The 24,604-nt window shown below is 54.7% G+C and carries 18 protein-coding genes and 3 pseudogenes; 11 read left to right on the top strand and 10 right to left on the bottom strand.

Annotation, left to right across the window (positions count from 1 at the left end):
* Positions 1-200: 200 nt before the first annotated feature.
* The 3 genes from CPH65_RS07220 to CPH65_RS07210 are packed head-to-tail and all read left to right on the top strand — an operon-like array spanning position 201 to position 3,772.
* Complete coding sequence (locus tag CPH65_RS07220) at positions 201-995, top strand: YiiX/YebB-like N1pC/P60 family cysteine hydrolase (RefSeq protein WP_096172868.1); 795 nt, start codon at positions 201-203, stop codon at positions 993-995.
* Between the two features lie 39 nt (positions 996-1,034).
* Positions 1,035-3,257 carry an RND family transporter gene (locus tag CPH65_RS07215; protein WP_172891475.1) on the top strand — a complete coding sequence of 741 codons (2,223 nt, stop codon included), beginning with the start codon at positions 1,035-1,037 and terminating at the stop codon, positions 3,255-3,257.
* Positions 3,254-3,772: a hypothetical protein gene (locus tag CPH65_RS07210; RefSeq protein WP_096172866.1), complete on the top strand. Its 519-nt coding sequence runs from the start codon at positions 3,254-3,256 to the stop codon at positions 3,770-3,772. The genes CPH65_RS07215 and CPH65_RS07210 overlap by 4 nt, the downstream gene beginning before the upstream one ends.
* Positions 3,773-3,808: 36 nt before the next feature.
* Here CPH65_RS07210 and CPH65_RS07205 read toward each other — a convergent pair whose 3' ends face one another.
* Complete coding sequence (locus tag CPH65_RS07205; protein ID WP_371359438.1) at positions 3,809-4,531, bottom strand: RluA family pseudouridine synthase; 723 nt, start codon at positions 4,529-4,531, stop codon at positions 3,809-3,811.
* 507 nt (positions 4,532-5,038) lie between these two features.
* Between CPH65_RS07205 and CPH65_RS07200 the strand changes: the two genes are divergently transcribed.
* From CPH65_RS07200 to CPH65_RS07185, 4 genes are all read left to right on the top strand, one after another.
* Positions 5,039-5,299 (top strand): DUF4212 domain-containing protein, encoded by a 261-nt coding sequence (locus tag CPH65_RS07200; RefSeq protein WP_096176283.1) that lies wholly within the window; start codon positions 5,039-5,041, stop codon positions 5,297-5,299.
* Positions 5,300-5,420: 121 nt separating this feature from the next.
* Positions 5,421-7,193 carry a sodium:solute symporter family protein gene (locus tag CPH65_RS07195; protein ID WP_096172865.1) on the top strand — a complete coding sequence of 591 codons (1,773 nt, stop codon included), beginning with the start codon at positions 5,421-5,423 and terminating at the stop codon, positions 7,191-7,193.
* A gap of 135 nt (positions 7,194-7,328) precedes the next feature.
* The gene (locus CPH65_RS07190; RefSeq protein ID WP_096172864.1) at positions 7,329-9,197 is read left to right on the top strand and encodes a DUF294 nucleotidyltransferase-like domain-containing protein; all 1,869 of its coding nucleotides are present in this window, start codon (positions 7,329-7,331) and stop codon (positions 9,195-9,197) included.
* Positions 9,198-9,365: 168 nt separating this feature from the next.
* A complete protein-coding gene (locus tag CPH65_RS07185; protein WP_096172863.1) occupies positions 9,366-9,887 on the top strand; it encodes a hypothetical protein in 522 nt (173 codons plus the stop codon).
* 333 nt (positions 9,888-10,220) lie between these two features.
* Here CPH65_RS07185 and dhaL read toward each other — a convergent pair whose 3' ends face one another.
* The 3 genes from dhaL to denD all read right to left on the bottom strand — a co-directional run bounded on the left by dhaL (position 10,221) and on the right by denD (position 14,008).
* Positions 10,221-11,984: a dihydroxyacetone kinase subunit DhaL gene (dhaL, locus tag CPH65_RS07180; protein WP_096172862.1), complete on the bottom strand. Its 1,764-nt coding sequence runs from the start codon at positions 11,982-11,984 to the stop codon at positions 10,221-10,223.
* Positions 11,985-12,081: 97 nt separating this feature from the next.
* On the bottom strand, positions 12,082-13,047 hold the full coding sequence (locus CPH65_RS07175; RefSeq protein WP_371359451.1) for a sugar phosphate isomerase/epimerase family protein: 966 nt from the start codon (positions 13,045-13,047) through the stop codon (positions 12,082-12,084).
* Positions 13,019-14,008, bottom strand: a complete 990-nt coding sequence (gene denD / locus CPH65_RS07170; RefSeq protein ID WP_096172860.1) for a D-erythronate dehydrogenase — start codon at positions 14,006-14,008, stop codon at positions 13,019-13,021. The genes CPH65_RS07175 and denD overlap by 29 nt, the downstream gene beginning before the upstream one ends.
* A gap of 437 nt (positions 14,009-14,445) precedes the next feature.
* On the opposite strand from denD, the gene CPH65_RS07165 reads away from it, so the two are divergent.
* Positions 14,446-15,183, top strand: coding sequence for a GntR family transcriptional regulator (locus CPH65_RS07165; RefSeq protein WP_096172859.1), 738 nt, complete (start codon positions 14,446-14,448; stop codon positions 15,181-15,183).
* Positions 15,184-15,328: 145 nt separating this feature from the next.
* Here CPH65_RS07165 and CPH65_RS07160 read toward each other — a convergent pair whose 3' ends face one another.
* The 6 genes and pseudogenes from CPH65_RS07160 to CPH65_RS07135 all read right to left on the bottom strand — a co-directional run bounded on the left by CPH65_RS07160 (position 15,329) and on the right by CPH65_RS07135 (position 22,664).
* A complete protein-coding gene (locus tag CPH65_RS07160; RefSeq protein WP_244574560.1) occupies positions 15,329-16,957 on the bottom strand; it encodes a TRAP transporter large permease subunit in 1,629 nt (542 codons plus the stop codon).
* Positions 16,944-17,768, bottom strand: a complete 825-nt coding sequence (locus tag CPH65_RS07155; RefSeq protein WP_096172858.1) for a TRAP transporter small permease subunit — start codon at positions 17,766-17,768, stop codon at positions 16,944-16,946. Before CPH65_RS07155 ends, CPH65_RS07160 begins: the two co-directional genes overlap by 14 nt.
* Positions 17,769-17,859: 91 nt before the next feature.
* Complete coding sequence (locus CPH65_RS07150; protein WP_096172857.1) at positions 17,860-18,879, bottom strand: TRAP transporter substrate-binding protein; 1,020 nt, start codon at positions 18,877-18,879, stop codon at positions 17,860-17,862.
* A 349-nt stretch (positions 18,880-19,228) separates the two neighbouring features.
* Positions 19,229-20,038 (bottom strand): annotated as a pseudogene (locus CPH65_RS07145) (IS5 family transposase).
* A 487-nt stretch (positions 20,039-20,525) separates the two neighbouring features.
* Positions 20,526-21,764 (bottom strand): annotated as a pseudogene (locus tag CPH65_RS07140) (IS91 family transposase).
* Positions 21,765-21,776: 12 nt separating this feature from the next.
* A pseudogene (locus CPH65_RS07135) lies at positions 21,777-22,664 on the bottom strand (tyrosine-type recombinase/integrase).
* Positions 22,665-22,922: 258 nt separating this feature from the next.
* Between CPH65_RS07135 and CPH65_RS07130 the strand changes: the two are divergent.
* The 3 genes from CPH65_RS07130 to CPH65_RS07120 all read left to right on the top strand — a co-directional run bounded on the left by CPH65_RS07130 (position 22,923) and on the right by CPH65_RS07120 (position 24,602).
* Positions 22,923-23,315 (top strand): response regulator transcription factor, encoded by a 393-nt coding sequence (locus CPH65_RS07130; RefSeq protein WP_096172764.1) that lies wholly within the window; start codon positions 22,923-22,925, stop codon positions 23,313-23,315.
* 61 nt (positions 23,316-23,376) lie between these two features.
* The gene (locus CPH65_RS07125) at positions 23,377-24,402 is read left to right on the top strand and encodes a PAS domain-containing protein (RefSeq protein ID WP_096172856.1); all 1,026 of its coding nucleotides are present in this window, start codon (positions 23,377-23,379) and stop codon (positions 24,400-24,402) included.
* A complete protein-coding gene (locus CPH65_RS07120) occupies positions 24,399-24,602 on the top strand; it encodes a hypothetical protein (RefSeq protein WP_096172855.1) in 204 nt (67 codons plus the stop codon). Before CPH65_RS07125 ends, CPH65_RS07120 begins: the two co-directional genes overlap by 4 nt.
* Positions 24,603-24,604: the final 2 nt, after the last annotated feature.

Genomic DNA, 24,604 nt, shown 5'->3' with positions numbered 1-24,604 from the left:
TAGCAAGCCCTTCTCCAATTTGCAAATGCTTTTGAGAAGCATTCGCAAAAACTTTCTGTTCATTCCTCCAAATGGCATCATCACATCATGGCATCATGGCATCATGCCGAAATCTGCTACAGATGTCCTAGTTCAACCACATTAGATTGCAGTCCGACCCTTATGAAAATAAGCTTGAGACCGGCAAAGTGGGGAACGTCATGACAAAACACGTCAGCAGACCTTTCGCCCCAACAGGGCATCGTCCCTTCTCGACCATATCTTGGCCAAGTTGGCGTCAGGCACTATTGTTTGTCATTTCCCTCTTCTTTGCCCTCGATCTCGGCCTCAGTCTCAACATCGGCATTCCACCGTTCAGCGCCAGCTTTCAGATCTTGACGAAAAGCATCGCCAACTCCATCGGCTCTTTCGACCTGCGCTCAGGGCATCTTGCCGATGACAGGGAGTTGCGCGAAAAACTGCAAAAGACGCTCAAACCCCTCGACATCATCCTCGTCTCCGCCCCTTTCAAGGGAACCTCCTTTTTCACCCCCGGACGCAACACCCACATGGCCATCTGGCTTGGCAGCGAACAAGACTGGAAGATCGAGGGCTGGGCCAAACGGCAACATCTAAAGCCACTATCAAGCGCCATTGCATCGGGCCATGCCCTGCTTCAGTCCGATCGGCACGGAACCACACTGTCGCACCTTGAAGAGATCCTGAATGCCGATGAAATCACGATCTTTCGCTCCCGCCATGAAACGGACGCCGAAATTCACTTTGACCGCGCTCTGCAAAATATGGGAAAAGCCTATGACTACAATTTGGATGGCCTCGACCACCAGAAGCTGATTTGCACTGAACTGGCCACGCTCATCTTTCCGGATCTGGCGATCAAGCCACCGGACCGTGCGGGTCGCTCGTTCATCCTGCCCGACGAGATGCTGCGGGCATTGGAGCAAAGCACAGATTGGCAAAGCTGGTTTCATCAAAGAGCATCCGCTGGCCGATAGGATAAGTCCAACTCTATGCAAAGTCTCGGTTTGAAGTTCATGGCCCCCCGGATCGCAAAGCGCCCCGGTCTGATTGCCGTTGTGGCGAGCATCGTCACGGTTATCTCCGCCTATCTGATGATCACCCAGACCCAGTTTACGGGTGATATCACGGAGAACCTGCGCAACAATTCTGAGACCTACCGGACATTCCTGGCACTGGAAGAAAACTTCCATGCCTTCTCCGGTGACGAGAATCTGCTCATTCGCACCCAAGACCTCTCCGATCCTGAGACCTATGAGAGCTTCCAGAGCTTCCTGCTCGATCTTCAGTTCGCCCCACGTGTCACATCGGCCATGTCGATCTTCAGCCTTCCCGCCTTGCCGGATACCGAAGCCCGGGGGCAGGATGAAAGCGCATCCCAATCCTTCTATCTCACCAGCTCCGAGGTTCGGTCACTCCCCATAAGGGACCGGCTCCTGAAGCTGCGGCAATCGATCCCCTTAGCCGAGCGCATGCTCAGCGAAGACCTAAAAGCCACCATTGTGGTGCTGATGCTCAGCCCGTCCGAGGAGCAGAACACCAAGGGGCTGAGCCTAGAGAATATCGAGACGATCAGAGAGCTTGCGGCACCCTACAAAGAGGCCTTCACCATCTCCTTTGTCGGCATCCCGGAAATCCAGCGCACCATCCGCTCGACACTCTATGATGACCAGACCAAAATCACCCTCGCCTCGACCCTACTTTGCATCCTCGTGGCATGGACCATTTTCCGGTCTTGGCGCGGTGCGATCATCTGCTCCCTGCCGCCTGTCATAGGCGCGGTCTGGTACTTCGGGGTTCTTGCGATTTTCCAGATCCCGGTCGATTTTCTGACCACCATCATCCCCACCATGGTGATTGTGGTCTCCTTTGCAGATGGTGTGCATCTCTACATGTCGATCCAGCGCAAACGAAGCGACGGAGAGGGCATCACCCAGTCCATCACCCACGCCATCGCGACCACCGGCCCGGCCTGCCTGCTCGCAAGCATGACGACCGCAATGGCCTTCGTGGGCATCGGCCTTGGCGGTGCACAGACGATGCTCCGGCTGGCCGTGACCGGATCCTTCGGCATCATGCTGGCGTTCCTGTCGGTCATTCTCGTACTGCCAACGCTCGCCCACTTCCTGCTCGACCGCAAGGCAACAGCAAAGATCCACGTGCCCGGCTTTCTAAAGGCTCCCGGTGCTCCCGCCGCCTGGATAGCAACCCACTTGAGGCGCCCAACGCTGCTGTTTACCTTTTTTCTGTCGATTGGCCTTGTGATCATTCACATCATCCTGCCCGCCAGCTTCCGGGTGACCGACTATCTGTCCCAAGACATGTCGATCCGCCAGGACGAAGTCTTCATCGAGCAAAATCTGGGCGGCAGTGGCCAACTCTATGCCATCATTCCCGATCCGGATGGGCAAAAGGGCCTTGGCGCAAAAGATCGCGAGGAAATAGCCGCCATTATGGCATCGCTCAACAAGGCAATGTCCAAACCGATCGACATCGATCCGGTGGTCAGATGGATGCAGCAACTGCAAACGCTACCTTCTGCGGAAGACAATCCGATGATCAGCCGATTTGTGAGCAAGGACGGGCTGAGCTATCTCATACCGGTTCCGCTGGGCACCATGCTCGCCGGCAAGCAGATCAGTGACTATGCGGACAGCCTGCTGGCCCAGCTGGAACGCGATGACCTGAAAGGCAAGGTCACGCTCGCCGGTCAGTCTTTATTGCTGGGACGCGAGGCACCCAAACTCATAAGGGATCTGAGAACCGGGCTGATGAGTGCGATCGTGATCGTCATCCTCTCGATCATGGTGATTGTCCGCTCAGTCAGGGTGGGGATTGCCTTCATCCTGCCCAATCTTATCCCCATCATGACGGTAGAGGCCTATTTCTGGGTCGTGGATCGCCCGCTCAGCATGACAGCCGTCATTGCCCTGACAATCGCCTTCGGCATCGCCGTGGACAATTCCATCCACCTGCTGAACCAGTTTCGTCAGACAGCGGCGGCCAACGCGGACCAGACATTGGGGCAATCCATGGGCGTCGCCATCGCTGCAATCACGCCCGCCGTGGTGGCAACGACCCTGCTTCTGGTTGCCGGATTGTGCATGACTCAGCTAAGCTCGCTGCCGTCCGTAGCCCTATTTGGTCGCCTCGTCATGACCGCTCTTTTTGTGGCCATGCTGGCTGATCTCTATCTGTTGCCGAGTTTTCTGCTTGCCCTTGAAAGGAAACGAAAATGAGCAATTCCATAAAGATATCTGCTCTCCCATTTCTGGCAATTGCATGCATGTCTTTTGCCGCGGTGGCTCCGACACACGCGAAGGCTGAGAGCGTTCTGGAAAAGCTGGACGGTGAATGGTTCGGCAAGGGCACCATCGTGACCAAAGGAGACAAGCCAAGCAAGGATCCCCTCGCCTGCCGTCTCAACGCCAAATACAACAAGGCGCAAAACAGCCTTGCCCTGAAAGGTCGTTGCGGTTCAGTCAATGCCACATCCAGCTTCGAGTCGACCCTGACGGAGAGCGCCAATGGCACCGTCTCGGGCCAGCCGATCCTGCAGCGCGGAGAGCTGGCCAAGGTCACCCTGTCCGGTCGCCTGTCCGCAAACAGCCTCAAGCTCTCCGGCAGCACCGAAAAGAACAAGATCTACGTCGATTTTTCGAGCGTGACTGAGACAAGTTTCAACTCGCGCTCAGGCCGCTTGCAAGGCGGAGAAGAGCTCAGCACCGTCACGGTCAAATGGAAAAGACAATAGCCAGAGATACAGCATCGAGAGGCCGCGGCTAATCGCTCACGAGAAGGGACAGGGGCTCAAAAACTCCATCCATTCGCCCGTGGCCGGATGAATGAGCCCGAGCTTTTCAGCATGCAGCAACAACCGGTCCGCGCCGGAGAGCGCATCGCCCCGGGCATAAAAGCGGTCTCCGATGATCACATGTCCCAGGCTTTGCATGTGCACTCTGAGCTGATGAGACCGACCGGTGTGCGGCGTCAAACGCACCAGCGTTGAGCGATCATCACGCTGCAAAACCTGCCAATCGGTCTGGGCCTGTTTGCCGCGCTCGAAGCAAACCATCTGCTTGGGCCGGCTTGGCCAATCGCAGATCAGCGGCAGGTCCACATGTCCGCACTCCTCCACCATGTTCCCCCACACGCGGGCAACATAATGCTTCTCGACCTTGCGCTTTTCAAACTGCCGTCCCAGATTGCGGTGGCAATCGCTCGTGCGGGCCAGCACCATGACCCCCGAGGTATCCATATCCAGCCGATGCACGATGCGCGCATCGCCCAGAGCCTGCTTGGCCCGATACTCAACACAATCCCAATGCGCCGCATCCTTGCCCGGCACGCTCAACAAGCCTGACGGCTTGTCGATGATCGCAAGATGCTCGTCCGCAAAAAGCACACTCAAGTAGGGCGCTTGCGGCGGGCTATAATCAATCATTGGCGGGGTGAGGCTGGGCGGGTGTGTCATGCGCCCCATATGCACGAGCCTGGCAAAGAGGTCAATCACATCGCTGACGCTCTCGCTTCAGCCACTTGCACACCGCTATTCTGATTCGGTCTCTAGCCGTCCCAGTAAATCCGGCCACATCAGATTAAACAAAATTAGAGCAACTTAGCACAGCAAGCCTCACGGCAATCATTCTGCATACGACGAAAGGCAGAATCCGACTTATACTTTTAGATACAAATAAACCCGAAACACCCAAAAGCCCACAACTTGGAACGATGTCCAAAATTCAAACAGTTCAACATTGCATAGACTTAGAGACTAAAGAATAAGAGAATTATACGAAACATCAATTGAATTAAACAGGCCGCTCATTTTAGATCACTCGGACGCTGGGGAACGAAAGTTTTCTGGCTCTTATTATCGAACGATCCCGTAAAAAATGCCCGATGCAAGACACGATACCTAAGGCCGTTGGAGGAAACAGCTTCAGGACTATCAGCAGACGGTAGACGGGATTTCCAGGAATGCGAACCGATGAACCGGTTCAACCTCATGGGGGGAATTATGGCCGAGAACAACGAATCCGGACGCGCCTATTGGAAGGCCAACCTCAATCTCATCGCGATCTGTCTCGTAATCTGGTTTGTGGTGTCTTTTGGCTTTGGTCTGCTTCTGCGTCCTGCTCTGTCCGGCATCAGGGTCGGCGGTAGCGACTTGGGCTTCTGGTTTGCCCAGCAAGGATCCATCTGGGTCTTTCTCGCGCTGATCTTCTTTTACGCTTGGCGCATGAACGCCATCGATAAAGAACATGGCGTTGAAGAGTAATCAGGGCTTTTTGCATTGAACCCTCAATGTGAAAACGCACCAGTTTAGTGATGTCACGCGTATCCAATTCCTAAAAAATCGAGACTGTCCGGGATACGCACGAGGACAGCGGAGCGAGATTATGGATCTTCAAACCCTTACCTATATCGTTGTGGGCGCTTCCTTTGCGCTCTACATCGGGATTGCCTTCTGGGCCCGCGCCAGTTCGACCGGCGAATTCTACGCCGCAGGTCGCGGCATTCACCCCGTTGCCAACGGCATGGCAACAGCCGCCGACTGGATGTCAGCGGCCTCCTTCATTTCCATGGCAGGCCTGATTGCCTTCAACGGCTATGGCGCATCGGTCTTCCTGATGGGCTGGACCGGCGGTTACGTGCTGCTGGCCATGCTTCTTGCTCCTTACCTGCGCAAGTTCGGCAAGTTCACGGTGCCCGAATTCATCGGTGATCGTTTCTACTCATCCACCGCACGCATCGTGGCCGTTATCTGCCTCATCATCTGCTCGATCACCTATGTTATCGGCCAGATGAAAGGCGTTGGCGTGGCCTTCTCCCGCTTCCTCGAAGTGGACGCATCGACCGGCCTGATCATCGGCACGGCGATTGTCTTCCTCTATGCGGTGCAAGGCGGCATGAAAGGCATCACCTACACCCAGATCGCCCAGTATATCGTTCTGATCCTCGCCTACACCATCCCGGCGATCTTCATCTCGATGGAACTGACCGGCAGCTTCCTGCCGCAGGTTGGTCTCTTCTCTGATCATGTTTCCGGCGTACCCCTTTTGACAAAACTCGATCAGGTGGTGACGGATCTCGGCTTTGGCGAATATACGGCCTTTACATCCAACCCGCTCAACATGTTCATGTACACCATGTCTCTGATGATCGGCACGGCCGGCCTTCCGCACGTCATCATCCGCTTCTTCACCGTGCCGAAAGTCTCTGATGCACGCTGGACCGCCGGTTGGTCTCTGGTCTTCATCGCGATCCTCTACACCACCGCTCCCGGCGTTGGCGCCATGGCGCGCCTCAATCTGATGGACACCATCCAGACCGGTCCGATCGGCGCAGAAGATGGCAACCTTCAGTATGAGAACCGTCCGGACTGGTTCAAGAACTGGGAAACCACCGGCCTTCTGAAATTCGAAGACAAGAATGGCGATGGCCGCATCCAGTATTACAATGACAAGTCCACTGGCTTCCAGACCCAAGCCGAAGAGTTTGGCTGGCAAGGCAACGAGTTGTTCGTGGACCGTGACATCATGGTTCTGGCCAACCCGGAGATCGCCAAGCTTCCTGACTGGGTGATCGCATTGGTCGCAGCCGGTGGTCTCGCCGCCGCGCTCTCCACTGCAGCCGGTCTTTTGATGGCCATTTCGTCAGCCGTGTCGCACGACTTGATGAAAGGCACCTTCACGCCGGACATTTCCGAGAAGAAAGAACTGCTCTACGCCCGCATTTCCATGGCCGTCGCCATTGTGATTGCCGCCTATCTGGGGCTCAATCCACCGGGCTTCGCAGCACAGGTGGTGGCGCTGGCCTTCGGTCTTGCAGCATCCTCTATCTTCCCGGCTCTGATGATGGGGATCTTCTCCAAGCGGGTTAACTCCAAGGGCGCAATCCTTGGCATGCTCGCCGGTATCCTCTCCACCCTGCTGTATATCTTCATGTACAAGGGCTGGTTCTTCATCCCCGGCACCAACATGCTGCCAAACACCACCGCCAACCATTTCCTTGGCATCTCTCCGGAAGCTTTCGGCACCATCGGCGCAATTATCAACTTCGCTGTTGCCTATGTCGTCTCTTCCGCGACTGAAGAGCCACCGCAGGAAATCCAGGAACTGGTCGAAAGCATCCGTGTCCCGAAAGGTGCGGGCGCCGCAGTCGATCACTAAGTCAAGTGGCACAAGGATCCCATGCGGTCCTTGTGACCTTGATCAAGGACGACACAAAAGATCCCGCCGAAGCTTTCGGTGGGGTCTTTTTTGCATCCAAGACGCGACCATTTGAGGCATGACGGGGAGGACACCATGAGCGGAACAGAGAAGGCCGGCTTTGCCGGTGCGCACGACTTCATCGACTTTGCATCCCATCGCCACCCCTTTGACCTGTTGGAGATGGACGAGCTGGGCACGCTCGCCAGTGTCACAGCGGTGATCGAGGCAAAGCCGGGCGACGCCATCGTCGAGGTCGGCCAAAGGCTCGCCGGCCTCTATCTCATCCGGTCAGGGGCGGTGGATCTCATCACGCCCGACAATGACCTCCTGCTCAATCTCAACGTAGGCAACTGCTTTGGTGAGCGCGCCATGCTCGGCAATGGCGAAGCGCCCAACAAGGCTGTGGCGAGCGAAGAGTGCACGCTCTACCTCATTCCCAAGGCCGAATTCAAACGTCTGACCGAGCTCTACCCCGCCTTTCATGCCTATTTTGACAGCTCGCTTGTCAAAAAGAGCACCAAACCCCAGATCGGCGACACCACCGCGAGCCTCATCTCGATCACCATCGGCGAGTTGATGACCCCCTCTCCCCTCACGGTCGGTCCCAATGCACCGGTGACTGAAGCCGCTAAGATCATGGGGGAAAACAAGATCTCCTGCGTGCTGATCACCGACGAGGGCCGCCTCACGGGCATCCTGACCTCGGGCGATCTCACAGAGCGCGTCGTCGCTGCCGCTCTTCCGCTCGATACACCCGTCAGCGCCGTGATGACCCCCGATCCTTACACGCTGGGGCCTGACGCTCTCGGCTTTGACGCCATGATGGCGATGATGGAACGCGCCCACTCCCATCTACCCGTTGTCGACAAGGGAGAGCTCGTCGGCATCCTGACCAACACCAATCTGGTCCGCAGGCAGGCGGTGTCCGCACCCTTCCTCATCCGCGATCTGCAGCGCCAGACCGACTTTGAAAGCCTCGCCGAGATTGTCGCCAAGGTGCCGCAAATGCTGGCCCAACTGGTGGGAAGCGGCGTTGATGCTCACAACACCGGCCGTATCGTCACCAACGTCACCGACAGTCTGACCCGTCGCCTTGTCCAGATGGCCGAGGAAAAACTGGGACCGGCCCCGATCCCTTATCTGTGGCTCGCGTGCGGATCGCAAGGCAGGCAGGAACAGACAGGGGTGTCCGATCAGGACAATTGCCTCATCCTCGATGACAGCTATTCAGAGGCCGAACATGGCCCATGGTTTCGCGCCTTTGCGCACTATGTCTCCGATGGCCTTGATGCCTGCAGTTTCTATTATTGCCCCGGCGACATGATGGCCACCAACCCGCGTTGGTGCCAGCCGGTCTCTGTCTGGCGCGGCTATTTCAACAAATGGATCGACAAACCCGACCCGATGGCCCAGATGCTCGCCAGCGTCATGTTCGACCTCAGACCCATTGCAGGCGACGCCTCGCTGTTTCATGGGCTGTATCAGGAAACACTGGACAGAGCGAAAAAGAACAGCATCTTCCGCGCCCACATGATCGCCAATTCGCTCAACCACACACCGCCACTGAGCTTCTTTCGCGGCTTTGCCCTCATCAAGAAAGGCGAGCACAAGGACACGCTAGACCTCAAGCTCAACGGCATTGTGCCCATCGTCGATCTCGCCCGCGCCTATGCACTGGAGGGCGCCATTGCCGCAGCCAACACCCGCGAGCGCCTGCTCGAGGCCAAGGAACTTGGCGTGATATCCAACGCCGGTGCGCAGGATCTCATCGATGCCTATGATCTGATCTTCGAAACACGCCTCGACCATCAGGCCCGGCAAATCCGGGAGGGGCAAAAGCCGGACAATTACATGTCACCGGCAGCCTTGAGCGAACTGGAGCGCAATCACCTGAAGGACGCCTTCATCGTCATCAAGACCCTTCAGTCGGCCCTTGGCAGCAGTTCGGGCGCGCGCACCTGATCTGTCTGGCGCACCGGCGTTCGGCGCGATGCTGTCACACTCGACGAAATGCTGCCTTATCAATGAGATGCATTCCGTGCCACAACATCCATCAGCACCGCCCTTGCGCGAGACGACTGTCCGTCATAGCAGTCAAAACACCACAAAGAGAAGATCGGACGCTGCACCATGCTCTTCATTCTGCTTGGAACCTTCGTTGCCGGCATCGGGGCCGCAGGTTTCGCCATTGCGCTCTACAAATTCGTCCTGCACAAGCCGCGCCCCAAATGGGTCGTACCGGTCTCGGCCGGAACTGCCATGATCCTGCTGCAAATCGTGCTCGATTACGGCTGGTTCAGTCGCGCCACGGCGGACTTTGGCGACGACATCGTCGTCCTGCGCACCGCCGAAGGCACCAGCCCCTTGCAGCCATTGTCCTACATCATCCCCCGCACCGATCGCTTTCTGGCGCTGGACAAGCGGACCATCAAGACCCATGACGACTTGCCCGGCATCAAGCTGGCCAGCCTTTTTCAGGCATCCAAGGATGGCCCGACCCTCACCGTCCTCAATCTGATCGATTGCAACACGGCCCGCCGCAGCGACTGGGCGAACGGCGACCCGATCACCCCTGACGCAGTCTCAAACAAAGCCACCTGGCACCCCCTCGAACCGGACAGCCAATTGCTAAAAGCAGCCTGTGAGCGATGACGGATTTGCGGACCAAGGAGACATTGGCTGCAACACCGAAATTTCGACAACAACGAAGGAACTATTGGCAAAATTGGCGGATAGCTGCCATTTGGGGCAAGTGCGAGATCGCCGATGCGACAAGATAAAATAGACATTCAGCGGATCTGCCGCGTCATCAGGGCCGCCTTGACCCGTTGGACGGGTGAACGCTTTCAAATGCCGAGATCCGACACGCAGAAAATTGAGACACCCTTCCCAGCCGCACTGTGGGCGTCAGCCGGGAACGTGCCATACTCTCTTTGATTGGTAGGAAATGGATGATGCGGTGAACATCATCCATTTCCTATCCCCTTAACCTGCGCTATCAAGCGCCTCACTCATTGCCTTGAGCGTCACATAGGCCGACTCTGCTCCTGGATCGATATGGCCAACGGAGCGGTTTCCGAGCTTTTTGGAGCGACCACGACGGCTCTCCATTTCTCGTGTCGCATCTGCCCCCATCCGGGCACCACGGCAAGCCGCTTTGAGCACGATTGCTGGATCGTCCGTCGTGCCAGCGGCCTTGCGGGCCTCTTGTGCTGCGGGCATCCAGGCATCAATCATTGTCTTGTCACCCGCGCTGGCTCCGCCCCGATTGAGAATGCCGTTGAGCATGCCTTCGACCCAAGAAGCCATCGCAGAGGCATCAAGGTTGAGCCGGTTCGAGACCGCTTTGCCTGCCGTGTTGAAGGCACTGGCATAGAGCGGACCGGACGAGGCCCCGACTGCGTCGAGAAAGGCCTTGGCAGACTTGGTGCAGGTCTGGGAGATGGTGTCCTGATCCGAGGCGCCCTCCAGCGCTTTCATCACGGCCGTCCAGCCGATATCCATGGTGACACCGTGATCCCCGTCACCAATCACACCATCCAGTTCGCTCAGGCGGTCCTTTTCGGTCGCAATCGCGTTGCCAGCGGCTTGCATCATGGCACGGAAGTTCTCCGGCGTAATCGACCCGTCGGCCTTCAGGCTTGCCCGATCAATGGCATCAGCCCGGCTTGCTGCCTCATAGTTCCGCGCGGTGTGCGTGGCACCGGCCACCGGCACAGGTGCGCTGCCTACCGTGAGGGCGACAGTGCGGCAGGGATGATCCAGCAGGGATTTGAGATCTTCATCAAGCTTCATCAGAGTGACGGAGGCACCTGCCATTTCCATCGAGGTACAATATTCGCCAACCCAGGAATGATATATCTTTACGCCCTTCGCCCCAAGGATCTGGGCGACCCGGCGGAAGACCAGATAGAGCTCCATCGGGCTCGTCGCCCCAAGGCCGTTGACCAGCACCGCGACTTCATCGCCTGCCTCTGGGGCCATTTCCCCAAGGATCATATCCATCAGCGTTTCGGTCACATGATCGGCGGTGTCCACCTTGCCGCGCCGCATACCCGGCTCACCATGAAGGCCCATGCCGATTTCCATCTCATCGGGACCGATGTCGAAATTGGGCTTGAGGGTCTGGGGCATGGAACAGGCCGAAAGGGCCACCCCCATGGACAGGGTGGAGGCATTGGCGTGGTTTGCTGCGGCATATACCTCTTCAAGCGAGCGTCCCTGATCGGCGGCGGCACCGGCGACCTTGAAGACAAAAAAGTCGCCGGCAATACCGCGACGCTCACCAGCTTTCTCTTTTGGCGCAGACGCCACATCATCAATCACCGCAACGGAGCGTACATCCATGCCCAACTCTGCGCATTCCTCTGCCGCCATGTCAAAATTGAGCACATCTCCTGTATAGTTGCCATAAAGAAGGACCACCCCGGCGCCGCCGTCTGCTGCCATTGCAGCCTCTTTGATATGTTCCGGTGATGGAGAGGCAAAGACATTGCCAACCGCCGCAGCATCGGCAAGCCCGCGACCGACATAACCGGCAAATGCAGGCTCATGACCCGATCCTCCACCAACCACGATTCCGACTTTGCCATCGCGCGGGCCATCGACTGCGACAACCGCTCGCCCCGTCTTCCCTTCGAGCTTCAATAAATCGGGATGTGACAGAACCATTCCTTCAATCATCTCCGGAATGATTTCTTCGGGCGCGTTCATCAGCTTTTTGGTTTGATGGTCCTGCGTCAGTGACATGTGTTCCTCCTCAAATATATTGTCTGGCATTGGCCAGCATCCGGACAGGCTGCACGCCCGTCGGAAGGCAGACGTGCAAGCCCGGTCAAACGTTTGTTCAGGTGCGGGGCAGAATGCTGCGAATGTAATCTCGATTGCGGGCTGCAATGGTCAGGCCATCGCCACCGTAATGCTCACAGAGAAAAGCGCTTTTGAAGCCGTGTTTCAATGCAAGCTTGATCGCGGCACGATAGTTGATGATGCCTGCTTCCATGGTTGCCGGATGAGACATGATCGCACCAGTCACCGGATCCTCGACGCGAATATAGTTTTTCACGTGCCAATATTTGAGGAAGGGCGCAATCTTGGCCATCATCTCCTGCCAATGCTCCATTGGCCGATGCAAGCGGATGAGATTGCCAATATCCGCGTTGATGCCGACATTGGGCAAATCCACATCCTCGACAAACCTGACCGCACCATCCGCAGTCCCGATATAGGTATCCTCATACATTTCCAGCGAGACTTCTATGTTTTGCTCTGCGGCATGCTGCCCCAGCTCCCGGATCCGGGCCACGGCCTTGTTGTAAACCGCTGGATCATCTGGATTTTTCTCACCATCTACGGTCCAGAACCAAAGCGCCTTCTTCTGCTCGTCCGTCAACGCACCAAAAAGGCCAAAGGTGACCTCTTCTGCCCCAATCTTGCTGGCCGTGTCGATCACCCGGTGACAATAGGCCAGATTCTCGTCCCCGTTTTCCGGATCAATGACACTGCGCCGAGAGGTCGAGATCGCTGGGATTGAAAGATCGAGAGATCGAGTAACTGCAAGAAACTCGTCAAGTCGAGAGGCTTCCAGATCGGCAATCCTCAGCCAGGAATCTGTCGGGTCCAGCTCTGAGAAACCCGCCTCAGCAACCTCGGAAAGCGTCTCTTCCCAATGGCTGGCTGGCATATCCTGCACCAACCGACCATCTGTGAGCGTGTTGGGGAAGGGGATCATGGCAGCCGCTATGGGCCAGTTATCTCGTGTCCATCTGTATTTTGCCACTGGTTTAGCCTCCGATTTTCCCGCCCAGTTCATCATCAATGTGAACCCGTATAATTTCGTCGAAGGTCTTTTCAGCCGTAAAACCGAGGCTTAGCGCGCGTTTGACACTGAAATCTCGAGCCCACCCATCAACAATTCCCCGAATGTCAGCATCAGGCACACGCCTAATAAGGCTCACGGGTTTCGGGCCTGCAACGCGTTCAAGAGCCGCAATCTCATCCGCGACGGTCGCAGAAATACCTGGCATCATAAGGTTACGACGTGGCCCAACCTTGCTCAGATCCAAGGTTGCAGCATGGGTGAAATAGCCTACGGCTGAGCGTGGGCTCGCAAACCAGTGTCTTACATGATCTTCAACTGGCAAGATGGCTTCTTCGCCCGCCAACGGCTCGCGTAGGATGTTAGAAAAAAAGCCAGAAGCGGCTGCATTTGGCTTACCGGGACGGATGCAAATCGTTGGTAACCTAATACCAATGCCGTCAAGAATATTGCGGCGTGAGTAGTCAGAAATAAGCAGTTCGACAATTGCTTTTTGCGTTCCATAGCTCGTAAGTGGCGTTGTAAAGAATTCGTCTCCAATTTTCTCAGGGAACGGCGCTCCAAATACAGCAATAGAGGAAGCAAAAATAAAACGGGGTTTGTATGGCTGTTTCTGTCCTTCTGCCCGAATGGCTTCCAGGAGCATATAACTGCCTTTCATATTGACATTGTAGCCTTTGTCAAAGTCAGCCTCAGCCTCCCCAGAAACAATGGCAGCCAAATGAATGACTATATCCGGGCGTTCACTGATTAACTCCTCAGCCACACCCGCTTGAGCAAGATCTATAGCTTTACAGGATGCAATATCTGCAAGATTTTTCGGCGCATCGGGTTTGACAACATCAACAAGGAACAGCTTTTCGATTGCTCCCCCCAAAATTTCTGGCTCCTCACCAATCCGGTCTATCAACTTCCGACCGACCATCCCCGCCGCACCAATAACAAGTACTTTCATAACCTCACACTCCCTCAAAGGCACGGGTCACTGCACTTTTCTTCAGTTCCGAACCAACCTTAGAGCCAGCCTTAAAGCCAGCCCTGCAGTTTGTCGAAACACCAGTTCCCAGTATCAGATTCCAATCACGCTTGTTCTTTGCGACCAAACACAATCGGATCCCTTACATCGACGCCTTTGCTTTGAAATAGAGTTGATCGGATCACATCGTCAGCAAACCTAAATGCCCAAACGAATCCTCGCCCATCAACCAAACCTAAATGTCTTTCAAAAAGACTGTTGACATTGAGTCAGCATAGAAATTATGCCACTCATTGGTATACTGCGCAACATTTAAATGTATACCAAATACGGTATTTACAAAATGACCCAGAGAAATAGGTATTTTGCTTGGCCCTAAGATAACGTAGAATAGCTAGGCAGGTGAGGACCAAGGAATGAATAGAAAGCAAACAATCGAGCTATCACAGCTGAACGATGATCTAGCTGTAAGACGCGTTTCCTTATCGGAAATCGCGGCTGATCGCCTACGCGAATTGGTGTTAGTGGGCACATTGGAGCCGGGCCAGACGCTTCCAGAGAGGGAGCTGTGTGAAAAACTGCAAATTTCACGCACCCCCCTGCGAGAGGCGATTCGTGAGTTGGCTGCCGAGAAGCTAATAGAGATACAAGCCAACCGGCGACTGCGGGTGGCTGATCCATCAACTCAGTACATCAATGATCTTTTCGAAGTGCAGGCTGCATTGGAAGCCCTGGGTGGAAAGCTGTTCATTGAGCGTGCGACAGACAAACAGATTGAACAGTTGCTTGCCGTACATACAAAGCTCAAAAAGCTAGCAACAGGCGCCGATTCCATGAAGTTCTTTAAACTCGATATGGAGTTCCACAGGACCATTATCGAATTCGCAGCTAACTCAGCGCTTTCTGACTCTCATCGACAGTACAATGCCGCACTCTTTCGCGCACGTTACCTGTCCTCCGAACAAGCTCGTTGGCGTGATATTACGATGGCAGAGCATGAAGAGATTGTCGAAGCGATTATTGCGAGAGACGCACCAAGATTATCTAATGCCCTCACAGAACACCTAATGACAGGAAAGTCCAATCACGAAAGGCTTCGCAGAGAATCCGAAGACCACAAGACTGGCAATGAGAATAGTGCAGTCAATAACTAAGCCTGATTATTGTTCATTGCTGATAGTGCAAACGTGAGCTGAGTTGCATAAGTAGAAACCACTTTCTTAGCTACAGCAAGGCTCATAAAAAACCGGCAAGTCAGCGCCTTGCCGGTTTTTTATTATCTTTTTATTCCTTTGACAATCATAGGAATAGGGTAACAATTTGTGGCCAACATAGCAGAACCGCCACAGCCAACAGCTGAATTCCGATAAATGGCAGAAAAGCTCGAAAAATCGCGGAAAGCTCGATATTTTTTGGCGCAACCGATTTGAGGAAGAAGGCAGCCGGTCCGAACGGGGGCGATAGAAAGCTGACTTGCATATTCATGCAGAAGAGCACACCAAACCAGATTGAGACCTGTGCCGGATCGACATGACCAAAAAAGCCAATCTCATCGACAGGCAGCTTGAGCACGACCGGCAGGAAGACCGGCATAACGAGCAGCACAATGCCGGTCCAGTCCATGAACATGCCCATGATCAGGAAAACAAACATCATGATGAGAATAATGCCCATTGTCGGCAAATGCGCTGCGGCGATTAGATTGGCAACATAGGTTGGGCCGCCCGACAACGTGTAGGCCGAAGCCAGAGCGGACGCACCAATGGTAACCCAGATGATGGTGCCGGTTGATTTCAGCGTTCTCAAGAGAGAGTCCCAAACAATCTCGAAAGTCATCTCGCGCCTGATCAGGCCGATCACAAACACCGTGATGGCTCCCATGCCCGCAGCCTCGGTGATACCGGTGATGCCACCATAAATCGACCCAAGCACCACGCCGATCACAACGAGCGGAGCTATCAGCCCCTTCCCCATTTGCCAGCCAAGTGCCGTGCGTTCACGTCCGATAATCGCGAATATCAACACAAGCGCAGCAATGGCAACGCCAACAATCCATGGGATGTCTGTAACCATACCCAGAAGAATGGGTTCCGCATCCGTTGCCAGATCATTTTGACCGGAAACAGTAAAGAAGATGATCCTCAACAACAGCACGCCGCATACCCAGAGCGTCAGACGCGAAACAAACCCTAGGAACATCAGGCCCTTGTCAACCCCCGCCGGATCGTCCGGATCGCTTTCGGGCAGAGGTGCCAGCTTTGGATTGATCTGGGTGCGCAGCACGATATAGATGATAAAGAAGGATGCCAGCATGAAGCCGGGCAAGAAGGATGCCGCAAACAGTGACTTGATCGAAGTTTCGGTAACCAGCCCATACATAATCAGCACAATCGAAGGCGGTATCATAGTACCCAGTGTACCTGACGCACAGATGGTCCCGACGGCAAGATCCTGATTGTACCCCAACCGCAGCATCTGCGGCAGGGCAATGAGACCCAACAGCACAACTTCACCACCTATGATACCGGACATCGCGGCCATAACAACCGCCATGACAGAGGTCACGATGGCAATTCCGCCCCGAGTACGACTCATCCAGAGGCTTAGCGAGGAATACATGTCACGGGCGATGCCGGATCGCTCCAACATCGATGCCATGAAGATGAATAGAGGCACCGATATCAGCACATAACTGGTTAGCTGGCGATAGAGCGCCTGCCCCAGAACCGCAAGAGGGCCTCGGCCAAAATGCGAAAAGATCAAGTCGGGACCAAATTTCATAACCAATGTGGCAACGGCAAGAGAAGCCGAAGCGAAACCCAGCGGCATTCCCAGGGCCAGCAACATGAACATGCCCAGAAGCAGAATAATGCTCAGAGTACTGAGGTCGTCCACTTTCATCCAGGCGAACAGATCAACTAATTCCATTTCGATCATCTTTCAGAGTGGCGCGTATATTCTTGATTTCTTCCTCATCGATCTCGTCCATTGGAGAGATCGGCTCTGATGAATGGTTCCAGTCAAGAATGAGGTTCGAGAGGGACTGGATCGCCACGAGGAGAAACACGATTAGGATCGCAGGCTTTACCGTTGCCGGGATCGGCGGATCCCAAGCGGTGCCAAGTGTTTCCAAGCTGAGGAATTTCTTTTCTGCCTCATTATATCCACCCCAGATCAAGCAGAAGCTGAATCCGCAGATCAGCACGACATTGAGCACATCGGCTGTCTTTTGAAGCCAGCGCGGCATGATGGCGTACAACACATAAATACGGATATGACAGCGCTGCTGCATGGCATAGAGGCCAGCCAGAAGAAAAACGAATGCAGCAATCCACCAGCTTAGTTCATTTGCCCAAAGTGTCGGTGCATTGAAGGCATAGCGAACGACCACTTCATAAACCATAACCAGCACGATGCCGACAATGCCAATCATGCCCAGCCGAGAAGCAACAAGCGACAGGATGTCGAAGAAACCCTTCGGAGCGATTTCAATTTTGCCGATCCGGTCTGACAAAAAGATGGAAATAAGCATAACAGCGGCAAACAGCGACCAAAGCATAGACAAGACGAGCGGCCGCCCCTGCGGACGCAGCATCTCATACATTCCAATCGGCTCCTGCGCAGTGAACTGCTGTATGATAAGAATAACAAACGCAGCGACCGCCAGCGCTGTCGCCACTATAGCGGACTTGCGTGTGATTTCACGCATGCGTCCAAGCCATACGCTCTGAGTATGCATGTCAATAATCTCCTCAAAATGAGTGAGGGAAGGCTCGGCATGAAACTGGGGCCACACGCCGAGCCGGAAATCGACTAATGAGGAGCCCCGATTACTCAGTCAACAGGCCAAGTGCCCCGAGATATTTTCTATGACTCTCGATAAGGGCTGCAGCTTCAGGTGTTTTTTTGGCCCAGCGATCCCAAGCCTGTTGTGCCGTGGCTCTGAATTTGGCCCGATCTTCCGGCGACCAGTCCTGCAGAACAACGCCCTTGTCGAGCAACGTCTTCGCGGCTTCAGCATTTGCCTTTTCATTTGACAGGGTGGTTTGGAAAGCGAGCTTCTGCATGGCGGTATCAATGATGCGTTTGTGGCTTTCAGGCATGCCATCCCAGACATCCTTATTGCAGGAAAGATGATCTGCAGTCATGGAATGAAAACCTGGATAGGTCGCATAGTTGGCAATATCATAGAAACCGAACCCGACATTGTTTGCCAGTCCGGACGCATCGGCACCATCAATGATGCCGGTTTCCATCGCGGTGAAAACTTCAGTAAAATCCATCACTATTGGCGTGGCGCCCATAGCGGTGAAGATTTCAGTTTCAAGTCCGGGAGGAGAGCGGAATTTCCAGCCCTTCATTTCTTCGGGGTTGGCAATAGAGCGAGTAGACGTGAGCGATTCTTGACCATAAAGCCACCAACCAACAAATTCCATTCCCTGCTCATTATACAGCTTCTGTGCTAACTCCTTACCGCCCCCAAAATAGAGCCAGCTATACATCTGCCAAGGCGTCTCGTATCCACCCATAACATCAGCCAAGAATTGGAACCCGGGATTTTTGCCGACTTGGAATATACCTCCCGTCATATCACAGTCTAGAATACCATTAACTGCCGCATCAAATGTATCGGCCGTACCCACGACCGACGATGAATAAAACATTTCAACGGAAATTTTGCCGTTCGACATAATGTTGATATCATCAGCAAATTGTTGGGCGAGTTTGCCAGATGGATGACCCGCGGCATAGTGGGTCTGAATACGCAAGTGAGTGGCATCTCCTGCGTAAACTCCACTCGCCATTACAGTTGAAATGATTGTCGAAGCAAGCAGTTTTACAAGTTTCATTTTATTCCTCCGAGCAGCAACAAGCTGCATATTGCCTTGGTGCGCCGGTACCTCCACAGACGCAATTTACTCTGTAATGCTATTCTCTTCACTGCCGACTCGCAAGCTGTTTTTGGTATACCGTATTTAATATTTTGGTATTTTAACAGGCAGTCTACTGTAGGCATTCTGGGCTGACCAAACGTCAGTGAGTCTTGAATATCATTGAGGAGAGAGGTGGTTCAGGAAAGCTGAACAAGCAATGTAAGTACATTTTCGGTGGGTTATTTACCTTATTGCTTTTCAGAAAACCAACGATGGCATGCCGTCTCAAACGCAATCAGACATCCGCTTTCAAATCGAAGACAACCTAGGTTCTGTTGATAAACTTTTTGATCCAAAGCCTTGCTGATACGATGTGAATGAAGTCCAGATAGCTATTTGCCGTTTTGTCATATCGGGTTGCCAGTCGTCTGGCATTCTTGAGATTGTTGAAGCATCGCTCGATCTGGTTGCGTAATGCATAGACGAAAGGGTCGAGAAAGGGCTGTTTCTTGCGATTTGATCTTCTAGGAATAATGGCAATACCTCCCTTGCCCTCAACACCCTCTCTGATTGCATTCGCGTCATAACCCCTGTCTGCAATGAAGACCTTTGGATCTGGCAAATCCTCATCTTGCAACAGGTCATAACCGGTATAGTCGGAGCGCTGCCCCGGTGATATCTCGGCCTTGATGGGTAAGCCATGCACATTCGTGATCAGATGAATTTTCGTCGTGAAACCACCTTTTGAACGGCCAAAACCTTCTTTTGGCGTCCCCCTTTTGAGCCCGCGGCCTCCTCTCTCGGGACATTGCTAACGCAATGCCCTGCCGGGCAGTGGATGATGGGTGCGGATGACGGTGCTGTCGATCATTTGAACCTGATTTGGTGCGGCGCCACTCTCGTTCAGCGCCTCAAGAACCATTTCCCAGAGGCCCGCCAACGTCCAGCGTCGGAATTGGCGATAGACCGACGACCATTTACCGAACTCCGCCGGCAAGTCACGCCACTGTGCTCCAGTACAAGCAATCCAGAAGACCCCGTCAATAACCAAGCGATGATCTCCCGCCGAGCGACCGCCACGACCACGGATCGAGTGGATGAAAGGTTCGAAAAATGCCCATTCCGCATCGCTCATTGTCAATCGCGCCAAGATAGCCTCCTTGAAAGCTATCTTGAATCATATCTCAGCTGACTTGGGAATACAGTTTGTCAACAGATCCTAGCTGTTGAGTTTACCTGTGCAACGAGATCGCGACAAAAGGTTAGCAACTCAATGTCTCACCCGGTGAAGGATTTTCGATGCGGGCCGCGGCTCGATTTCTCGTCTGGATGAGATTTCGGCCCGCGTTGAAAATCCTCCCAAGGAAGAAGCACGCGGGGATTGGGCGCGATCTATGGAGAAAGTATTTTGAAGGTCGGTGCGATGGTGCAGCAAGACAGATAGTCGGGCGGTTGTCTCATTCTCACCCAGGCGCCTGAGGCTGGCCAAATCATCGAGCTTGATGTTGTTTTCTGTCGTGATAAGCCGCTTGAGATCAGATTTTCGAACTTGCCCGCACAGCAACCTGTCCGGCGCTGCGATTGCAGCCGGTTCTCTCTCGTATTGGTGTTCAGAATTCTTGTCATGCGGCTTGTTCCCTTGGTGGAGCCCGGGATAGGGGCTTCTGACCTCGCCGGAAGATCTCGATGATCCGCATGGGGCCACCGCAACAAGGACATGGTTCTCGCAGGGTTAGCGGGCTGACCTCTGCAGCCGGTTCCTCTTTGTTATCTTCCTGCGGTTGCTCAACTCCCAGAATTGTGCGGATCCTCGCAATGTTGGCCTTGCGGTTGGCGCTGGCCAAGAACCCGTAATGCCGGATCCGATGGAAGCCTGCAGGCAGAACATGGAGCAGAAAGCGACGGATGAACTCGGGCGTCGCCAACTGCATGATCTTTTGTTGATCTCCCGATTTGATACGGCAATCCTTCCAGCGGAAAGTCACGGTACTGGCATTCGCACTGATCAGCCGGGTATTGGAGATTGCTACCCGATGGGTGTATCGGCTGAGATAGGCCAACACAGCTTCCGGGCCGCCAAAGGGAGGCTTGGCATAGACCACCCATTCGGTTCTGCGGAGTGGTGCCAACCAGGCGGCAAACGCCTCCGGTTCCGACAGTCCTGCCAAATCCCCGAAGAAGGCGAGCTTGTCAGACTGATGCAAAGCCATCATTCCTTCCAGAAACAACCGTCGGAACAGCCGGGACAGCACCCGCACATGAAGGAAGAAGTCGGGCTTGGATCCCACCCACCTTGTGCCATCTGGTGACAGGCCACCACCCGGAACGATCATATGGATGTGAGGATGATGCGTCAGTGCCGAACCCCAAGTATGCAGCACAGAGGTCATGCCAACCTTGGCACCCATACGCTTGGGATCCGCAGCGATGGTTATCACCGCTTGTGCAGATGCCCTGAACAACAGCCCGTAGAGTGCTCGCTTGTTCCAGTAGGCAATCTAGGCAATCTCTGCTGGCAGGGTGAAGACGAGGTGGAAATATTCGACAGGCAACAGGTTTTCAGCTCTTGCTGTCATCCAGTCACGAGCAGCGGGACCCTGACACTTCGGGCAGTGGCGGTTCTTGCAAGAATTATAGGCAATATGATGATGGCCACACTTGGCACAGGCTGCCACATGCCCACCAAGCGCCTCGGTTCGGCAGGCTTCTATCGCCCCTCTCAGTCATTGCTGTGCAATAACTTGCCGGGCAATGGACATCACCTTGAGTTGGTCAAGGCTTATATGTCCCTTGTTGGCTTGTCGCCAGGCTGGGCCGTATCGTCGAAAGATATCGGCTATCTCCAGCTTTGCACGCGGCACCACAAGGGCCGCTTATTCCAGGCTTCGCTTCACGGTTTGATCCTGCAAGCTGGCCAGCATCTCAAAGGGACTGACGGTGTCTCGGATTGTCTTGGTGGCGACATGGGTATACTGCGCTGTCGTGGACAGCTTGGCATGGCCGAGCAAGACCTGTATCACCCGCACATCCGTGTTGGCTTCGAGCAGATGAGTGGCAAAGCTATGCCGCAATGTATGCAGGGTCGCGGTCTTCCGGATCCCGGCCATATTCTTCGCCGCCCCGAAGGCACGGCTCAATTGTCGTGGTGAAATAGGATTCACTGTGGGCTTACCCGGAAACAGCCAACCTCCCGGGCGAGCTTCGTGCCAATAGGTTCGCAATAGATGCAGCAAGCCCGGAGACAGCATGACCTTGCGGTCCTTGCCTCCTTTGCCCTGTTCGACGTGGATCAGCATCCTGTCACTGTCGATGTCACAAACCTTGAGATTGCAAACCTCATAAGCACGCAGCCCGGCCCCATAGGCGATGCTGAGCGCAGCACGATACTTCAGGCCCGGTCCTGGTGCGGCCATCAGCAGATCTGAAACCTCCTCAATGCTCAGAACCACAGGCAGCTTGCGCGGCTCTCTGCGGAACTGCATATACCGCTTAATCTCCTCGCGGTCACAGGTCATGGTGAAAAAGAAACGGAGCGCCACAATACGGGCATTGAAGGTTGTCGGTGTTATACCGGCATCAGTCATGTGAAGTTAATAGGCCCGTAATTCTTCCGGAGTGGCGACTTCCGGGGAATGGCCAAGAAAAGCTGCAAAATCCTTGATTGCCCTGATATGGGCCTTTTGTGCTTTGTCGCCCATTCCGCGTATGCGCATATCTTCGATCATTCGTTGGCGTAAGGGTGTGGTTCTCTCCTCCGTCATGGAAACCTCCTGTCTGATGATTGAGAACTCCTCAATCGTCAGACAGACGGCGATGATCGCAAAACAGACTTATCTCAGAGGGTTAACGGAGCCTCCCCAGTGCACCCTTGCCGCGCGAGCGGCTTCGTCCTTGGGCTCGAAGCGGACATTCCCCCACCCTCCCCTCCTCGCTGCCCCGAATCGCCAATTGCGCTGTGTGGGGCTAATCGCGATACTCGGCCCATCATGTCATGACCGGTTTCTGGGAGGAGCACCGAATTGGCCAAATCAATCCTTGTCGTTGACGACGAAGCGTCCATCGCTTTTGCCCTTGAGCATCTCATGAAAGCCGAAGGCTATGACGTAACCGTAGCCAACGATGGCGAGAAGGCTCTGGACGCAGCCGCCGCTCATCATCCTGACCTGATCCTGCTGGACGTGTGCCTGCCGGGCCGCGATGGCTATGATGTTTGCCAGACGTTGCGCAGCGAACCCAAAATGCATGACGTCAAGATCGTCATGATGAGCGCCCGCAGTCGGGACATTGAAATCGAGAAAGGCCTTGCGGTTGGTGCAGATGCCTATCTCAGCAAACCCTTTTCGATGTTCTCAATCGTTCAGACCGTCGAGACTATTCTCGCGGACAACACCCAGCATCCCGCTTGCGCCTGACCTCTGATCGCCGGTGTTTGCAGACCGACCGCTTCTCTCGACCAACACCGAATACCATGCCATGACCAGACTGGAACGCCTTAGCCTGCGTGTTCGCATTTTTCTCTTCTTTGCCCTGATCGTCGTGGCGTCATCGGCCATTCTGATGGCCGCGCTCTATTTTGCGCTCCAGCGCATCGGGTCTGACGCCCTGCCGCATCTGGTGCTCTCTGGCGGTCTCGCCTGTTTTGGCATCGCCTTTGTGTCCTTCTGGGTCTGGCAGAAGTTCGACATCAACGTCGCCCAGCCCATAGACCTGATTGTCAAGGATGTGCGCTCGCTGGTTCACGCCGGAGCCCCCCAGCATCTGACCGGTGAAACAGGCAAGTATCTCGGCTTTCTCAATCCTGCCATTCGCGAAATCTCGGCCGCGCTTGTCGAGGCAAGAGAGGAAACCGACAGTCAAGTGGCGGCAGCAACCGCCAGCGCCAGCAGGCAGAAGCAGCGCCTTGAAAGCGTGCTTCAAGAGCTGGATCAGGGGGTGCTGATCTGCAACCTCGACAACAGGATCCTGCTCTACAACCGCCGCGCCCTGCAAATCCTGCATGTCTCTGGCGAAATGGGCCTCGGGCGTTCGCTGTTCTCGGTGGTCTCGGCTGCGCCCTTCCGCCATGCCCTCGACCGGCTCAGCCATCGCTTCGAGACCGCACGCCACAGACATCATCCCGACGGCCTCAGCCAGATGGTCATCTGCGCCACCGCAGACGGTCGCCACACCCTTCAGGGCCGGGTTTCCCTGTTGCTCAATCAGGATGAAACCGCTCCGAGCGGGTTCACCGTCACGTTCGAGGATGTAACGCGGCAACTGGCCGAGAATGTCGAACGCGACAGGTTGCTTCAGCGTGCGCGGATCAAAACCATCAGGCTTTTGCTTCATGCAGGACCAAATGATGGCCAGGTGGAGAACACCAGCCAAGAAGAAGAGTGTGAAAGACAAAGCTCAAACTGGCATTGTCCCGAATGCGGAGCAACGATGCGCATCATTGAAATCTGTGTGCGCGGACAATTGCCAAGATCTCGCGCACCGCCATGGAAGGATGCTGCATGATGAGCCCATCATACCCGACCTTGCAAATGCAGGGCATCGGACAAATCAATGCGGCCTGTCATAAAGAATTTGAGCTCGCGAGCATCGATAAAGAGAAAATGAAACGCCATTCAACAATAACTGGCCTGAGAAACTGGCTGGAATGCTCTCTTCGCCGTCAGATCGGAGCCACAAAGGCACAACTCATCGCAAGCCCCTAGCT

Source organism: Cohaesibacter sp. ES.047 (assembly GCF_900215505.1).
Taxonomy (GTDB): Bacteria; Pseudomonadota; Alphaproteobacteria; order Rhizobiales; family Cohaesibacteraceae; genus Cohaesibacter.
The sequence above is the reverse complement of the archived record's forward strand: the minus strand, read 5'-3'. Positions and strand labels throughout refer to the sequence as shown.

Excerpts from the sequence above, each read along its gene's own strand:
- CPH65_RS07185 (WP_096172863.1), top strand. The coding sequence starts at position 9,366 with ATGCTCTTCATTCTGCTTGGAACCTTCGTTGCCGGCATCGGGGCCGCA.
- CPH65_RS07125 (WP_096172856.1), top strand. The coding sequence starts at position 23,377 with ATGACCAGACTGGAACGCCTTAGCCTGCGTGTTCGCATTTTTCTCTTC.
- CPH65_RS07195 (WP_096172865.1), top strand. The coding sequence starts at position 5,421 with ATGGATCTTCAAACCCTTACCTATATCGTTGTGGGCGCTTCCTTTGCG.
- CPH65_RS07210 (WP_096172866.1), top strand. The coding sequence starts at position 3,254 with ATGAGCAATTCCATAAAGATATCTGCTCTCCCATTTCTGGCAATTGCA.
- CPH65_RS07220 (WP_096172868.1), top strand. The coding sequence starts at position 201 with ATGACAAAACACGTCAGCAGACCTTTCGCCCCAACAGGGCATCGTCCC.
- CPH65_RS07190 (WP_096172864.1), top strand. The coding sequence starts at position 7,329 with ATGAGCGGAACAGAGAAGGCCGGCTTTGCCGGTGCGCACGACTTCATC.
- CPH65_RS07215 (WP_172891475.1), top strand. The coding sequence starts at position 1,035 with ATGGCCCCCCGGATCGCAAAGCGCCCCGGTCTGATTGCCGTTGTGGCG.
- CPH65_RS07165 (WP_096172859.1), top strand. The coding sequence starts at position 14,446 with ATGAATAGAAAGCAAACAATCGAGCTATCACAGCTGAACGATGATCTA.
- CPH65_RS07175 (WP_371359451.1), bottom strand. The coding sequence starts at position 13,047 with ATGAACTGGGCGGGAAAATCGGAGGCTAAACCAGTGGCAAAATACAGA.
- CPH65_RS07200 (WP_096176283.1), top strand. The coding sequence starts at position 5,039 with ATGGCCGAGAACAACGAATCCGGACGCGCCTATTGGAAGGCCAACCTC.
- denD (WP_096172860.1), bottom strand. The coding sequence starts at position 14,008 with ATGAAAGTACTTGTTATTGGTGCGGCGGGGATGGTCGGTCGGAAGTTG.
- CPH65_RS07150 (WP_096172857.1), bottom strand. The coding sequence starts at position 18,879 with ATGAAACTTGTAAAACTGCTTGCTTCGACAATCATTTCAACTGTAATG.
- CPH65_RS07155 (WP_096172858.1), bottom strand. The coding sequence starts at position 17,768 with ATGCATACTCAGAGCGTATGGCTTGGACGCATGCGTGAAATCACACGC.
- dhaL (WP_096172862.1), bottom strand. The coding sequence starts at position 11,984 with ATGTCACTGACGCAGGACCATCAAACCAAAAAGCTGATGAACGCGCCC.
- CPH65_RS07120 (WP_096172855.1), top strand. The coding sequence starts at position 24,399 with ATGATGAGCCCATCATACCCGACCTTGCAAATGCAGGGCATCGGACAA.
- CPH65_RS07160 (WP_244574560.1), bottom strand. The coding sequence starts at position 16,957 with ATGGAATTAGTTGATCTGTTCGCCTGGATGAAAGTGGACGACCTCAGT.